General features: G+C 71.0%; 13 protein-coding genes and 1 tRNA gene. 8 read left to right on the top strand and 6 right to left on the bottom strand.

Going from position 1 to position 13,521, the window contains the following annotated elements:
• The first annotated feature begins 59 nt into the window (after positions 1-59).
• From AB0C20_RS17125 to AB0C20_RS17095, 7 genes are all read left to right on the top strand, one after another.
• The gene (locus AB0C20_RS17125; protein ID WP_030490864.1) at positions 60-182 is read left to right on the top strand and encodes a 50S ribosomal protein L36; all 123 of its coding nucleotides are present in this window, start codon (positions 60-62) and stop codon (positions 180-182) included.
• A 768-nt stretch (positions 183-950) separates the two neighbouring features.
• Positions 951-2,699, top strand: a complete 1,749-nt coding sequence (locus tag AB0C20_RS17120; RefSeq protein WP_357184133.1) for a carbamoyltransferase N-terminal domain-containing protein — start codon at positions 951-953, stop codon at positions 2,697-2,699.
• A complete protein-coding gene (locus AB0C20_RS17115; protein ID WP_357184129.1) occupies positions 2,689-4,014 on the top strand; it encodes an MFS transporter in 1,326 nt (441 codons plus the stop codon). Before AB0C20_RS17120 ends, AB0C20_RS17115 begins: the two co-directional genes overlap by 11 nt.
• Positions 4,004-5,224, top strand: coding sequence for a hypothetical protein (locus tag AB0C20_RS17110; RefSeq protein ID WP_357184126.1), 1,221 nt, complete (start codon positions 4,004-4,006; stop codon positions 5,222-5,224). The genes AB0C20_RS17115 and AB0C20_RS17110 overlap by 11 nt, the downstream gene beginning before the upstream one ends.
• Positions 5,225-5,273: 49 nt before the next feature.
• Positions 5,274-6,239: a hypothetical protein gene (locus tag AB0C20_RS17105; RefSeq protein ID WP_357184123.1), complete on the top strand. Its 966-nt coding sequence runs from the start codon at positions 5,274-5,276 to the stop codon at positions 6,237-6,239.
• Complete coding sequence (locus tag AB0C20_RS17100) at positions 6,232-7,536, top strand: ATP-grasp domain-containing protein (RefSeq protein WP_357568328.1); 1,305 nt, start codon at positions 6,232-6,234, stop codon at positions 7,534-7,536. Before AB0C20_RS17105 ends, AB0C20_RS17100 begins: the two co-directional genes overlap by 8 nt.
• Positions 7,537-7,626: 90 nt before the next feature.
• Positions 7,627-7,887, top strand: coding sequence for a YciI family protein (locus tag AB0C20_RS17095; RefSeq protein ID WP_124854055.1), 261 nt, complete (start codon positions 7,627-7,629; stop codon positions 7,885-7,887).
• Between the two features lie 49 nt (positions 7,888-7,936).
• On the opposite strand, the gene AB0C20_RS17090 is transcribed toward AB0C20_RS17095, so the two are convergent.
• The 3 genes from AB0C20_RS17090 to AB0C20_RS17080 all read right to left on the bottom strand — a co-directional run bounded on the left by AB0C20_RS17090 (position 7,937) and on the right by AB0C20_RS17080 (position 9,152).
• Positions 7,937-8,206, bottom strand: coding sequence for an SdpI family protein (locus AB0C20_RS17090; RefSeq protein WP_357184699.1), 270 nt, complete (start codon positions 8,204-8,206; stop codon positions 7,937-7,939).
• A 193-nt stretch (positions 8,207-8,399) separates the two neighbouring features.
• A tRNA-Ala gene (locus tag AB0C20_RS17085) sits at positions 8,400-8,472 on the bottom strand.
• 89 nt (positions 8,473-8,561) lie between these two features.
• On the bottom strand, positions 8,562-9,152 hold the full coding sequence (locus AB0C20_RS17080) for a YqgE/AlgH family protein (RefSeq protein WP_112582369.1): 591 nt from the start codon (positions 9,150-9,152) through the stop codon (positions 8,562-8,564).
• Positions 9,153-9,473: 321 nt separating this feature from the next.
• Here AB0C20_RS17080 and mdlC point away from each other — a divergent pair, with 321 nt between their 5' ends.
• Positions 9,474-11,069, top strand: a complete 1,596-nt coding sequence (gene mdlC, locus AB0C20_RS17075; RefSeq protein ID WP_357184115.1) for a benzoylformate decarboxylase — start codon at positions 9,474-9,476, stop codon at positions 11,067-11,069.
• Between the two features lie 6 nt (positions 11,070-11,075).
• Here the strand turns inward: mdlC and AB0C20_RS17070 are convergent, their stop codons facing one another.
• From AB0C20_RS17070 to AB0C20_RS17060, 3 genes are all read right to left on the bottom strand, one after another.
• Positions 11,076-12,029 (bottom strand): hypothetical protein, encoded by a 954-nt coding sequence (locus AB0C20_RS17070; RefSeq protein WP_357568327.1) that lies wholly within the window; start codon positions 12,027-12,029, stop codon positions 11,076-11,078.
• Positions 12,030-12,074: 45 nt separating this feature from the next.
• Entirely contained in the window at positions 12,075-12,584 is a 510-nt protein-coding gene (locus AB0C20_RS17065; protein ID WP_357184108.1) for a hypothetical protein, read from the bottom strand.
• Between the two features lie 171 nt (positions 12,585-12,755).
• Positions 12,756-13,430, bottom strand: coding sequence for a hypothetical protein (locus tag AB0C20_RS17060; protein ID WP_357184105.1), 675 nt, complete (start codon positions 13,428-13,430; stop codon positions 12,756-12,758).
• Positions 13,431-13,521: the final 91 nt, after the last annotated feature.

The raw sequence follows: 13,521 nt of genomic DNA, 5'->3' as shown, positions 1-13,521 counted from the left end.
ATCCTGCGGGTGGGTGTGGCGTTTCGATACTCGGAACCGCTAGCACCGAGGAGGCAGAGATGAAGGTACGTAGCTCGTTGCGTGCACTGAAGCAGAAGCCGGGTTCGGTGGTGGTCCGCCGTCGCGGCCGGGTGGTCGTGGTGAACCGCGCCAACCCGCAGTGGAAGAGCCGTCAGGGCTGATCTAGCCCTTAGCGGACATCTAGTCGCGAACGCCCTGACCGGGTCATCCGGTCGGGGCGTTTTGCGTGCTCGGGTGTGACCAACCGGCCTGGGACAATTTTCGAGAGCGATTTTTTTGACCCGGGCCCGCAGGTTGCGCGGGCTTGGTGGCCGTCGCTCAATCACGCCCGTTCATTGTTGCCGCAACGGCTCGATGGACCGCTTGGGCAATTGTCGGGTCGGAGAATCTGGCTCTCGCGACGCGCTCGGCGCGGCGCAGTTCCGAGCCGAGCCGGAGTGGATGCGTCGATTGCAGGATATCGCGTATCCATCGCTCAAGATCCGCTTCGTCCACCGGAGGGCTCCCGGACCGCGCGGCACCCCCGGTCGAAGATAGACGCCAACTGGCCTCATTGCCACTCATTAATCCCCCATGCACGTCACAGCCATGCTGAGCTGCTGATATGCCGCCCTGGGCGCCATCGGTGGCGATCGGGCTCAACCCCAACCCTGACAGCCGACAGCGCTAAGTTACCAACTCGTAACGCGCGAATTTCAGATGGCGGAAATTCCATATCCCATTATGCCCATAGGCATTGCGGTATCTTGAAGAGGGCTTCCAGCAACCCCTTCCTGGTCCGACGCCGCCCACGAAGCGCATCGAGGAACGACACTCCCCTATCCACGTATCAAGGGCACCCGATCGATGGTCGGCAATGACCTAGGGGTTGACTTGGCGGCGGAACATCGATAGGACTTTTAAGTCGCCGAAAATGGGGGGAAGCAGCTATGCGTATTACGTGCGGAGTAAAGCTCACACAGAGCGGGGGCGTTGCTCTGTTCCAGGACGACGTGTTGGAGTTCAACGTCGAGGCGCAGAAGCTGGAGAACAACCGTCGATACAGCGACGTGGACGATCTCACGTTGATCGCCCGGATCCTGGGCGACTTCGGGTACAAGGTCTCCGACGTCGACCAGTGGGCACTGGACGGCTGGGACGGTGCCGTCCACGGGCAGGCCCACCGGCTCAACAACGGCAGTCCGGTCGACGTCGGCCTGGCGCCCTACCGGGAGACCGAGCGGGTGCCGAATCCGGCACAGCCGGGCCACAGTGGCGAGTTGCCCATCGGCGACGCCACAGTGCCGTACGTCAGCCACGTGCACGTGGCGAGCCACCTCGCCGCCGCGTACAGCACGAGCCCCTTCGCCCGACGGGGCGAGCCGAGCCTCGTCCTGGTCTGGGACGGCGGTTGCTTCCCCCGGCTCTACGCGGTGGACAAGGACGGCCACGTCGAGCCCGGCGGCGAGGTCTTCCCGCTGATCGGGCACTTCTACTCGATGGCCTCGCAGCACTTCGGGCCGTACAGCCGCGACAAGCTGTCCCGCAACGTAGACGACCTCTCGGTGGCCGGGAAGCTGATGGCCTACATCGCCTTCGGCACCGCCCGGGAGCCGATCAAGCAGGTCCTCGGGGAGTTGTTCCACGAGCACTTCGAGGCCAACAGCCCGGCCGTCCGCAAGTACCGCGAGGAGATCATCGGCTGCGGTAGCACCGGCGAGCCCTCCCACGCCTACGTCCACGCCTATCTGGAGGACGTCCGTCGGCGCACCGACCAACTGGGCGTCTCCGACGATGACGTGCTCGCCAGCGTGCACGAGTTCATCGAGGAGCTGCTCGTCGAGCGACTGGTGGCCAAGGCCGAGTCCTGGAAGGGCGACGGTCCCTGGAACCTCTGCTTCGCCGGCGGCTGCGCCCTGAACATCAAATGGAACAGCGCCATGCGGGCACACCGGGCCATCCGCGAGATGTGGGTGCCGCCCTTCCCGGACGACTCGGGTTCGGCCGTCGGCACCGGCGCCATCCTGGTCAGCGGAGAGCAACGGCTGGCGCCGATCTCGTGGAACGTCTTCGCCGGCCCGGACCTCGTGCACAACTCGCACGTTCCGGCGGGCTGGACGGTGGCGCCGTGCCGACCTGAGGAGCTGGCCCGGCTGCTGCACCGCACCGGTAAGCCGGTGGTGGTCCTGCACGGCCGCGCCGAGCTGGGCCCTCGCGCACTAGGGGCGCGCAGCATCCTCGCCCCGGCCGTGGACCCGGCGATGAAGGACGAGCTCAACCGGATGAAGCGGCGGGAGAGCTTCCGGCCGGTCGCACCGATCTGCCTGACCGATCAGGCTCCGGAGGTCTTCGACCCTGGCACCCCGGACCCGTACATGCTCTTCGACCACCGGGTGCGCCCCGACTGGGTGGACCGGATCCCGGCGGCGATCCACCTCGACGGGACCGCCCGGTTGCAGACGGTCAGCGCAGAGGACAACCCGATGCTCGCGGCCGTCCTGCGCGAATACCACAAGTGGAGCGGGATCCCGGTGCTCTGCAACACCAGCGCGAACTACAACGGCCGCAGCTTCTTCCCCGACGTGGTGTCGGCGATGCAGTGGGGCCAGGTCGACCTCATCTGGAGCGAGAACGCGCTGTACCGCAGAGTCACCTCGTCGGACGCGGCAGCGGGCGTCACCGGTACCGGTGTCAGCTGACATTCGGCGCCTGCCGGAGGGTGGGGGCGTCGGCGCGCCTCCGCGCCCCCCGCTGCGGGAGCCGGCCTTCCGTACCCTCTGGCTGGGCGACCTGGCCGCTCGGTCGGCACACCAGATCACCGCCTTCGGGTTGCCCCTGCTGGTCGTGACGGTGCTTGCCGGCAGTGGCACCCAGGTGGGTCTGGTCGGCGCGGCCCAGTTCGTGCCGGTGCTGGCGTTCTCCCTGCTGGTGGGCACCTGGACCGCCCGTACCTCGCTGCGCTGGATCCTGGTCACCGGCAACGCGGCCCGCGGCGTCGTGCTGTTCGGCATCGGGGCCCTGGCCGCCACCGACCGTCTGGTCTTCACGGCGCTGTTGGTGGGCGCTTTCCTCATCGGCTCGGCGGCGGTGCTGCACGACATCGGGTCCCAGGTCACCGCGCCGCGGTTGCTGGACGGCGACCGGCTGGTCGCCGGCAACGGTCTGTTGCAGGCCACCACGTCGGTGACCCAGATGGCAGGGCCGGCGGCGGCGGGATTTCTCGTGCAGTCCGCCGGCGCCTCCTGGGCCGCCGTGGTCACCGGGGCACTGTTCTGCGCGGCGGCGATGGCGATGGCGGCCCTCCCCGCTCGGGCGCTGCGGCCGGCGACCGACCGGGGCGACGCGCCGACGATCCGGGCCGGGCTGGCCTACGTCTGGCGGAGCCGACCGATCCGGGACCTGTGCGTGCAGTCGGCCCTCTTCAACCTGCACGAGCAGGCCTTCGCGACCGTCTTCCTGGTGTACGGCGTACGCACCCTCGGGCTCTCCGGTGGCCTGATCGGCCTGGTCATCGGGCTCGGCAGCGTCGGGGCGCTGGTTGGTTCCCTCGTCGCCGGGCGGGTCGGAGCCCGACTGCACCTCGGCTGGGCGCTGACCGTCTCGATCACGGTCGCCGCGCTCGGGTTGCTGCTGGTGCCCGGGCTCGCCGCGGCCGGCACGGCGACAGTCCTGCTCGGGGCGGGCTTCGTGATCAACGGGGCGGCTCTGGCGATCTACAACGTCCTGGCGGTCACAGTGCGGCAGCAGGTCCCCCCACCCGTCCTGCTCGGCGCGGTGACCGCGAGCTACCGCATCGCGGCCTTCGGCTCGCTGCCGGTCGGGGCGCTGCTCGGCGGGGTGTTGGCCGACCTGGCCGGGGCGACCGCGGCGGTCTGGGTGGTGGCCGTCTCGCTCACCGTCTCCTCGCTGCTGCTGTACGCCTCTCCGCTGCGCAGGGCGGCCCAGATTTCCGAGGTGCGGGCCCTCGCGGACACGACGATTCGGAAGGAACGGTCCATCCGGCATGGCGACTGACGTGACCGACGGCATCGACGCCGTCGACGAGGAGACCTGGGCCCGGCTGGCCGCCGACGCCGAACCCGACGCGGCCCACGGCTACCTGCGGTTCCGCGAACGGTTGGAGCCGGGCACCGCGCTGCTGGTCACCGCCGACGACGAGCGGGGGCCGGTTGCCGCGATCCACGCGGTCACCGCCGTGGCCGGGACGGGCCTGTTCAGCCACCCGTGGAAACTCCTCACCGAGGAACAGTTCCTCCGGCTCACAGCGGCTGACGACGCGACCCGGATCCGCGCCGAGCACCGGGCCCTGCTCGGCGCGCTCGGCCCGGACGCACCGGAGTCGGGCGATCTCGCGGACTGGCTCACCACCACCGTCGGAGAGCCGCTCGTCGTCCGCACGTACGACAGCAGTCCGCTGTTCACCGCCCCCGACGTCGACATCACCCGGCGGCGGCAGGCCGGCCGGGAGGTGGTGGCGGCCCTCCAGGACCTGGTCCGGCAGGGCCGCGCGGGAGCGGTGGTCCTGCCGTACGTGGCCACCGACGACGAGTTGCTGCGTGACCTGCTGGAGGCCGCCGGCTTCGTCCGGGGCTCGGTCACCGCCGCGTCCGCGCTGCACCTGGGCGGCTACCCCACCTACCAGGCGTTCCTGGACGGGCAGAACGCCGAGACGCGCCGCAACTACCGACTGGCCGAGCGCGAGGTGACCCGGGCCGGGCTCCAGGTCCGCGAGGTGCCGCTGGCCGAGCACGTCGACCGGATCGTGGACCTTGAGGCACGCACCGGCGAGCGCAACGGCGCGGCACCGAACCGACAGCAGTTGCGGGCGGCCCGCGCGTACCTGGCGGCGGTGCTCCCCGGGGCGATCCGGGTCGCCGTGGCGGGCCGGTCCGACGCCGAAGTTCTCGCCTGCACGGTGCAGATGTACGGCCGGCACGGCTGCTGCACCCTCGGCTACGGCAGCGACTACGACGTCACCGGTACCAGCGTCGCCTACCACCACCTGGTGTTCGGGCAGCCTGTCGAGTCGTGCATCCGGGCCGGCGTGCCCCGCTACCGCCTCGGGTTCGAGGCGTTCGCTCCGAAGTTCCGCCGAGGCGCCCGGGTCGCCAAACGGGAGCTGTGGCTGTGGACACCCGACGAGCGACGGCGGGAGTCGTTCTCCCGACTCCTCCGCTTCCTCGACGAGCGCACCACCGGCCACCTGGCTGCCTACGTCCGCTGATCCCCTTCATCCCGCGTCGCATCCGACGCACGACCATCGGGAGACCGACATGCCGCTGGCCCCTCGTGCCATGGTGATCTCGCTGCAGAAGACCGGCACCCACCTCATGCAGGGTCTGATGACCAACCTGGGGTACAAGATGGCCGGGGTGCCCCGACCGACCCCCCGCAACACCCCGGAGTTCACCGCCGCGCAGCGACGTCAGATCGCCGCGCTCACCCTGTCGAAGTCCGACTACGACGAGCTGTTGGAGCTGGAGGGCACTGAGGAGTACCTGCTCCGCACCCAGGATGCCTGGTCCGCCCTGGGCTGGCACTGGCAACGCCGACTGGGCCAGCACGTCGTCAACCGGTACGGGCAGACCCGCTTCGACTTCGCCGACTCGGTGATCACCAACCCGCACCTGCCGTACTCCCGGTTCGCGGACACCCCGGCCGGGCTCTGCTGGATCTTCCATGAGCTGGACATCAGCAAGGTGGACGGGTCCTTCTTCGCCGAGTGGGTGGAGACCGCCACGCCGCCGCTGGTCTACAACTACCGCGATCCGCGCGACGCCCTGGTGTCCATGGTCAACTTTCTGGAGGGGCGGACCCGCGAGGGGTACGGCAACTTCTACGAGTTCGACATCTTCCACCGCATCCTGACCTCCCTGCCGACCTGGGAGGAGAAGCTCGACTACGCGATGCGGGACACGTCCTTCCTCGGCCGTGACCAGTTCGAGAGGGGGTTGTGGCTGCTGCGCCACCCCGACGTGTGCAAGGTCAGCTACGAGGATCTGGTCGGTGAGCGCGGCGGCGGCTCCCGGCAACGCCAACTCGAGGCCGTGGACCGGCTGCTGAAGCACGTCGGGTCCACGGCGGACGCCGAGGAGGTCGCCGGCAAGGTCTACGACCAGAGTTCCTGGAGTTTCTTCCGGGGCACCACCGGCACCTGGCGGGAGCGGTTCACCAAGCGCAACGAGGCCCGTTTCACCGAACTGTTCGGCGACATCCTGGAGCAGTACGGCTATGAGTGAGGCCCGTGCCTTCCTGCTGCTCGGCGGTTACCGGGTCATCGCCCGCAACTGGGGCTTCCTCGCCGACCTCGCCGGTCGAGGGCTGCGCATCCTGCTGATCACCTCGGAACAGTGGCGGGCCGACACGACGGCCGCCATGGCCCGGGGCGAGGGCCCCGGGACGTACCTCACCGACGCGGCCTTCGTCACCGGCGAGGTCGGCATCGAGGGCAGTTTCACCTCCGGTGTGGTCGCCCACGTCCAGCGCTGGCAGCAGGAGTACGACATCGTCGGGGTCTACGCCGCTGGCGAGATGCTCGTCGAGCAGACCGGGATCGTGGCGGACGCGCTCGGCCTGCCCGGGCCGGGCGTCCGCGCGGCCCGGGTGTGTCGCAACAAGTACCTGCAACGGTTCTACCTGCCGCAGTGGAGCCCCCGGCTGGTCGTCGTCCCACCGCAGGGGCGCGCCGGACTCGACGTGGGCTCGGTGCGGTTCCCTGCGGTGCTGAAGCCCTCGGGCCGGCGGTCGAGTTCCGGGGTCCAGGCGGTTCGCGACCCCGAGGCCCTGCCCGCGCTGCTCACCGAGTACCCGGCGGCGGAGACCCTGCTGGTCGAGGAGTACGTCACCGGCGCCGAGTACTCGGTGGAGGCGGTCGTCCAACACGGTCGGATCGTCTTCGAGTCGGCGACTGAGAAACGGACCACCGAGGACGGCTCGGACTGGTTCGTCGAGATGGCCCACACAGTGCCCGCACCTCCCGGCGCGGAGCACGACAGGCTGCTCGCGGCCAACCGCGACATCGTGGGCCGGCTCGGTCTGGTCGCCGGCATCGTGCACACCGAACTCCGCCTCGACGGGGACGGCCGGCCGGTCCTGATGGAGGTGGCCGCCCGTACTCCCGGCGACGGCATCATGCCGCTCTACCACCTGGCGACCGGTCGGGCGCTGGAGCAGACGATCATGGAGGTGGCGCTCGACGAGCCGGCGGCGCACCCTCCACCCCGACGGTACGCCCGCCAGGTCTACCTGCCCCAGCCGACCGGCACGTTGCAGGACGTGAAGCTGCGCTGGCCGGACGTGGAGCCGCAGTGGGTGCCGGAGGGGCAACCGTGGCCGGTCATCACACCGGGCGAAGCCGACGACCCGCCCGCCCTGCGACACGTCATCGTCCTCAAAGAACGCGGGGCACGCCTCGGTGAGCTGCGCGAATCCGGTGACCGTGGGGTGACGTTGCTGATCGACGCCCCGACCCTCGACGACCTCGACGAGCTGGAGCGGCAGGTGAGCGCGGCAATCGACATCATCGTCGATCCCTGACCACCACCGACGGACGTCCACGACTAGACGGTGGTGGCGCGCCGGATCGACTAGGGTGCTTCGAAAGATCGCCCCGATGAGGAGGAACCGGTGTTCATCTTGGAGCTGTCCTTCGGCGACGAACCCGACCGACTCGCCGCCCGACCGGCGCACCGGGAGCGGCTCCAGGCCCTGCACCAGGAGGGCCGGCTGGTCATGGCCGGGCCGTTCGCCGACGACTCCGGAGCACTGCTGATCTTCGACGTCCCGGACGCCGAGGCGTTCGCCGCTGTCGTCGCCGAGGACCCCTACTACCGCACCCCCGGGGTGACGATCGTCAGTCAGCGGGAGTGGTCACCGATCGTCCGGTAGCGAGGGCTTCGACGATGCCCTGCCTACCACTGCCGGGTTGCCGACCGATTCACGACTCGTCGTCCACGGCGAGCGCAGCACGGTTGCCGACATAGCCCAGGTAGAGCAGGTAGGGCACGACCAGCACGGCGAGCACCAGGACCGCCGCGATCACCGGCGGATCACCGAATGCGGCGCCGAGGATGACCGGCAGCGGGGAAACGACGGCCAACAGCATCCCGGTTCGATGGAAGGGGCGCTCGACCCGACGGTGTGCCGCGTACCAGTGCTCGGTCGATCTCATGGTCGCTGTGGTCCGCACCCCGGGGCTGCGGTACATGTCGACCGACGGCCGCACTGACGCTCTGGCGGTGAATGCGACAAGCCATCCGAGGAATGCGTAGACCACCGAGATGAACGCTCCAGCCAGCAAAGGCCACCTCCTGACGCATCAGTTGCTGTCAGCGTAGGTCCCCGTCGACATCAGCAAAACGCCCTGGTCGGATTATCCCGACCAGGGCGTTTCTCAAGGGTGGAGCCGAGGGGACTCGAACCCCTGACCCCCACACTGCCAGTGTGGTGCGCTACCAGCTGCGCCACGGCCCCTTGCTGTCGTCCCGGTCGCCCGGGGCACTGGGAAACTATACACAGACCGGCCCGCATGGTCATCTCGCGGGGTCCCCCGCCGGGCCGGGTCAGTTGAGCGCCACGTCCGGCGGGAAGTGCGCGACGGCGGCCATCATCCCGCCCTGCCGGCGCAGCACCATCGGCCACAGGTCGTCGGGCCGGTCGACGAAGGCGTCCCCGGGGAGCCCGTCCAGCACGAACCAGGACCCGTCGGCGATTTCCTGCTCCAACTGGCCGCTGCCCCAGCCGGAGTAGCCGGCGAAGACCCGGATGCCGCCGATGCTCTCCCGCAGGCGCTCCGGGTCGACCGAGAGGTCGATGGTGCCGACCGCCCCGGAAACCTGGTGGAAGCCCTTCACCCGGCGCATCGGGTGCCGCATCCGGGCGAGGCAGATGGCCGAGTCGGGCTGCACCGGGCCACCCTCGAAGAGCACCGCCGGGTGGCGGGCCAGGTCGCTCCAGTCACCGAGCACCTCGGCCACCGGCACCTCGGTGGCCCGGTTCAGCACCACACCGAGCGCGCCGCCCGGCTCGTGGGCTACCAGCAGCACCACGGTACGGTCGAAGTTCGGGTCCTTGAGCGCCGGAGTCGCGACCAGCAGCCGCCCGGTCATCGACTCCATCGCTCGTCCGCCGATCGCCTGGCCCTCTCCCTGCATGCCACACACCCGTCAACCGTGAGCCCGCGCCGGGCACCGGTCATCGACCGGATCCGCCCGCCGCATCGGGTTCAGCCGCGCTGTCAACGCCATGCCTGGCACCATAGCCTGCGTGCTGGGTGCTGGCTAAGGTCTGACCGGCGGGTGATCGGACAGTTAAGACGAAGGGCCGACGCACCCGACGGCGGAGCTCCCGGTGATCGACCGATCGGGGCCACCGACGGCCGAGAAACGCCCGAAAGGTCCGTCACATCCCGATAGATTCGGCTGATCGGGAGGGCGACCGCGGTTGCCCCTGCCCGCGACACGGAGGCGGGTGCGATGGCAACTGTCCGGGACGCGACGTACGACGTGCTCCGCACCCTCGGTATGACCACTGTCTTCGGCAACCCCGGCTCCACCGAAGAGCCGTTCCTCCAGGACTTCCCCGCCGACTTCCACTACGTCCACGCGCTGCACGAGGCGACGGCCGTCGCGATGGCCGACGGCTACGCCCAGGCCAGCGGAGTGCCCGCCCACGTCAACCTGCACACCGCCCCGGGCACCGGCAACGGCATGGGCAACCTGGTCACCGCCTGGCACAACAAGACCCCGCTGATCGTCACCGCCGGCCAGCAGACCCGGGAGATGCTGCTCCTGGAACCCCGGCTGGCCAGCCGCCGACCCACCGAGCTTCCGCAGCCCTACGTGAAGTGGGCCTACGAGCCGGCCCGGGCGCAGGACATCCCCGCGGCGATGCTGCGGGCGTACGCGACGGCGGTGCAGCCACCGGCCGGGCCGGTCTTCCTCTCCCTGCCGATGGACGACTGGGCCCAGCCAGCCGACCCGCCGCCGGCACCGCGGACAGTGGCCACCCGGTTCGCGCCGGACCCCCAGCGGTTGGAGGAGTTCGTCCGGGTGCTGGCCGGCAGCCGCAACCCGGTGCTCGTGTACGGGCCGGGGGTGGACCGCTCCGCGAGCTGGTCGGCCGCCGTCGCGCTGGCGGAGCGGCTCGCCGCGCCGGTCTGGTCGGCGCCCGCCACCGAGCGGGCGGTGTTCCCCGAGGACCACCCGCACTTCCGCGGCGTGCTGCCGTACGCGATCGGTCCGCTCGCCGAGGCGCTGCGCGGGCACGACACGGTGCTGGTCGTCGGCGCCCCGGTGTTCCGCTACTACCCGTACGTGCCAGGCGGGCACCTGCCCGACGGCGCCCGACTGCTGCACATCACTGACGACCCCGACGAGGCCGCGCGAGCCCCGGTCGGTGACAGCCTGCTCAGCGACCCGGGGCTGGCCCTGGCCGCGCTGCTCGAAGGGGTGCCGCCGAGCGACCGGCCGACACCCACGCGACGGGACGCACTGCCACCGCCGGAGGTAGGCACCCCACTGAGCGCCGACGCCCTGTTCGCCGCGCTGGCCGCGCACTGGCCGACCGACGGCGTGCTGGTCCAGGAGTCACCATCCAATCTGTCCGCGCTGCGTCGTCAGCTACGGATCACCCGCCCGGCGTCGTACTTCACGATGGCCAGCGGCGGCCTCGGGTACGGCCTGCCGGCGGCGATCGGCATCGCATTGGCCGAGCGGGACACCGGGCGCGGTCGCCCGGTGGTGGCGGTGATCGGCGACGGTTCCTTCCACTACTCGGTGCAGGCGCTCTGGACGGCCGCGCGCCTGGCACTGCCGGTGGTGGTCGTCGTCCCGGTCAACCAGCAGTACGCGATCCTCAAGGCGTTCGCCGAGCTGAAGCACACTCCCGGGGTGCCCGGCCTGGACCTGCCGGGGTTGGACGTCATCGCGATCGCGGCCGGCTACGGCTGTGCCACGCAGGTGGTGGAGACCCCCGATCAGCTCGGCGCGGCGCTCTCCGCCGGGCTGCGCGCCGACCGGCCCACCGTGTTGCCGGTGCCGATCAGCACCGACGTGCCCAGCATCCTCTGAGCCCGGTCAGCGCGCTGCGATCGACAGCGGGGCACCGGTGAAGACGTCCAGCACCGGCCGGCTGCCCAGGGGCGCCGCGAGAGTGACGGTGACCGGCTCCACTTTCAGCAGGGCGATACATTCGCCGGTGGCCCGGGTGACGCCGCCACCGACCACCACGACGTCCGGCCGTTCCCACACCAACGGCGTGATCCCGGTGTCGCACGCGCCGACGCCGAGGCGCACTGTCAGCCGGGCGCCGTCGGCGGCGGCCAGGTCCTGGGCCGCCACCAACCCCTCCGGCAGCGGCCGGGCCGGCGCGGTGGGCTCGGGGACGGGGATGACCGCCGTCGGCGCGACGGCGAGCCGGACCACCGGGCTGTCCAGCTCCTTGATGGTGAACAGCCAGGCCGGGACCTGCGCCACGCCCCGGCTCGTGCGCACCGGCGCGGCGCCGAACGTGACAGCGGTGACGGTGAGCGGGAGACAGGCGGTCTGCGTGCTGCTCGTGGCCCACCCGTCGGGCCCCGGTTCGACTGTCGGGCCGCCGGGGGTGGGCAGACCAGGTCGCTTCGGCCGCCCCGGGCAGGGCAGTGGGTCACCCTGGTCGAGCTGCCGGTACGCCTCGGCGGCGCTGACCAACGGCAGCCTCAACCGTCCGTCCGGGAACTGGATCTCGGCACCGACCCGGGTGGGCGGTATTCCGACCTGCTCGCGGTACCACCCGGCCCGGAAGGCCGCCTCGGTCTCGGGGGTGAAGCCCGGGTCACCGGTGAGCAGTGTCGGCCCCTCCAACGGCACGTAGCCCGTACGCCAGTCGGGGCCGGGTTGCCACGCCTCGGCGACCTGAGCGGCCCGCTGGTCGAACGCCTCCACGCCGCGCGTCGGGGTGCGCGGGCCGTCGGCCGGACCGGCGCCGGTAGCGGCGCAGCCAGCCATCAGCAGCAACGGGAGTACGAGCAGCAGGGCGGGCCGTTTCATGTACGGTTCGACGCCTCCGCCGACCTGCCGGTTCCCGACCTGGGCTCAGGTCTCACCACCCAGATCCATCTGGTACGCCTCCCAGAGCAGGTCGGCGCCGCGCCGCCGATGCCGGGCCAACCGCCGCAGCAGGTGCCCGGCCCGGTGTCGCAGCTCATCGGGGTGCGCCTCGGCCCGCTCGGCGATCTGCTGGACCGCCAGGATCGCGGCGACGATCGCCACGTGCTCCCGGGTCAGCAGCCGCACCCCGTTGTCCAGTCGCGGCGACTGGGTGAGCAACTCCCGGTAGAGGCCGGTGGGACCTTCGGTGACCCGAACATGTTCGGCGAAGCCCTGGCGCACCGGACGCAGCCGAAGCAGAACCTCTTCGCGCCAGCGCGGCTCGGTGCTGGCGACGGCGACGGCCCGGCCGAGCGCGTGCACGTCACCGGCGAGGCCGGCCGGGCGCGGCGCGCCGGGTAGACCGATGGAATGTGGATCGGCGGGGAGCCCCGCCGGATGCGCGACGCGCGGTCGGGCGACGACTGACGGCTGCTGGACCGGACCGGTGACCATGGCACCTCCCGCGCGGCGGCGCTGCTACCCCATACCGCGATGGTGAGGCTGCCGGGCCCGGCCTGTCCAGGGCCCTGAGCGGTCTCATCTGCCCCGTTGACCCCATTGACCCCACCAGCCACGCAGGTGCGGCCCCAGAGCCGCAGAGGCCTCCTGGGACTGCCGACTGCTTCAGTCGGTCGACGGGCGCTCTGCCAGCCGCCGCAGGTGCTCGGCCACGGCACGCGCGTCGCCGGCCCGCTCGTCGCTCGGTCGACCCGTCGTGATCGCCTCGGCCAGCGCCCGCAGCTCGGACGGCGGCAGGACCGGCAGCCCCATGCCGCGCAGCGGGATCGTGACCCCCCGGGCACTCTCCGGGTCGGTCGCGCGGACGGCCCGCACCTGCGGTTGGCCGGCCGGACCGTCGTCCGCCTCGCGGTACGACACAGCGCCGGACTCGATCCGGGCGGTGGCGAGGTCGACGGTGCGGGTGCGCAGCGCACCGCGTACCCGCGCCCGGCTGCCGTCCAGCCAGGCGGCCGTGCGGAGCACCCGCAGCACCAGATAGAGGCCGAGCAGGACGAACGGCAGGCCACACAGGCCGATGAACGGGCTGGGACCGGACTGGTTCGGGTCGGCGGAGTCGCGTAGCCCGGGTGGCAGCAGCCCCGGTGGCAGGTCGCGAGCCTCCTCATAGGAGGCGAACGCGTCACCCGGGCCGGTCAGTCGGCGCAACAGCCCGTCGGCGACGAGGGGCAGCGCCACGAACGCCGCGCCGACGGCCGTGAGCAGGACGCCGAACACCACCGCCACGACGCGCTGGCCGGGCGACGCGCCGACCGACAGGCGCAGCTCCTGGTTGGTCACAGCAGGCAGCGTAAGACCCCGCGAACAACGAAGCGCCCCGGCTGGTGGGCCGGGGTCGCGCCGCGCATCGGTCCACCCGCGACCGTCAACA

The sequence above is a fragment of the Micromonospora sp. NPDC048843 genome (assembly GCF_040649965.1).
Lineage (GTDB): Bacteria > Actinomycetota > Actinomycetes > Mycobacteriales > Micromonosporaceae > Micromonospora > Micromonospora hortensis.
This window is presented reverse-complemented; position numbering and strand designations above follow the sequence as displayed.

What these genes read in the sequence shown, in the direction of transcription:
- AB0C20_RS17125 (WP_030490864.1), top strand. Translation starts at nt 60, where the DNA reads ATGAAGGTACGTAGCTCGTTGCGTGCACTGAAGCAGAAGCCGGGTTCG.
- AB0C20_RS17120 (WP_357184133.1), top strand. Translation starts at nt 951, where the DNA reads ATGCGTATTACGTGCGGAGTAAAGCTCACACAGAGCGGGGGCGTTGCT.
- AB0C20_RS17110 (WP_357184126.1), top strand. Translation starts at nt 4,004, where the DNA reads ATGGCGACTGACGTGACCGACGGCATCGACGCCGTCGACGAGGAGACC.
- AB0C20_RS17105 (WP_357184123.1), top strand. Translation starts at nt 5,274, where the DNA reads ATGCCGCTGGCCCCTCGTGCCATGGTGATCTCGCTGCAGAAGACCGGC.
- AB0C20_RS17100 (WP_357568328.1), top strand. Translation starts at nt 6,232, where the DNA reads ATGAGTGAGGCCCGTGCCTTCCTGCTGCTCGGCGGTTACCGGGTCATC.
- AB0C20_RS17090 (WP_357184699.1), bottom strand. Translation starts at nt 8,206, where the DNA reads ATGTACCGCAGCCCCGGGGTGCGGACCACAGCGACCATGAGATCGACC.
- AB0C20_RS17080 (WP_112582369.1), bottom strand. Translation starts at nt 9,152, where the DNA reads ATGCAGGGAGAGGGCCAGGCGATCGGCGGACGAGCGATGGAGTCGATG.
- mdlC (WP_357184115.1), top strand. Translation starts at nt 9,474, where the DNA reads ATGGCAACTGTCCGGGACGCGACGTACGACGTGCTCCGCACCCTCGGT.
- AB0C20_RS17070 (WP_357568327.1), bottom strand. Translation starts at nt 12,029, where the DNA reads ATGAAACGGCCCGCCCTGCTGCTCGTACTCCCGTTGCTGCTGATGGCT.
- AB0C20_RS17065 (WP_357184108.1), bottom strand. Translation starts at nt 12,584, where the DNA reads ATGGTCACCGGTCCGGTCCAGCAGCCGTCAGTCGTCGCCCGACCGCGC.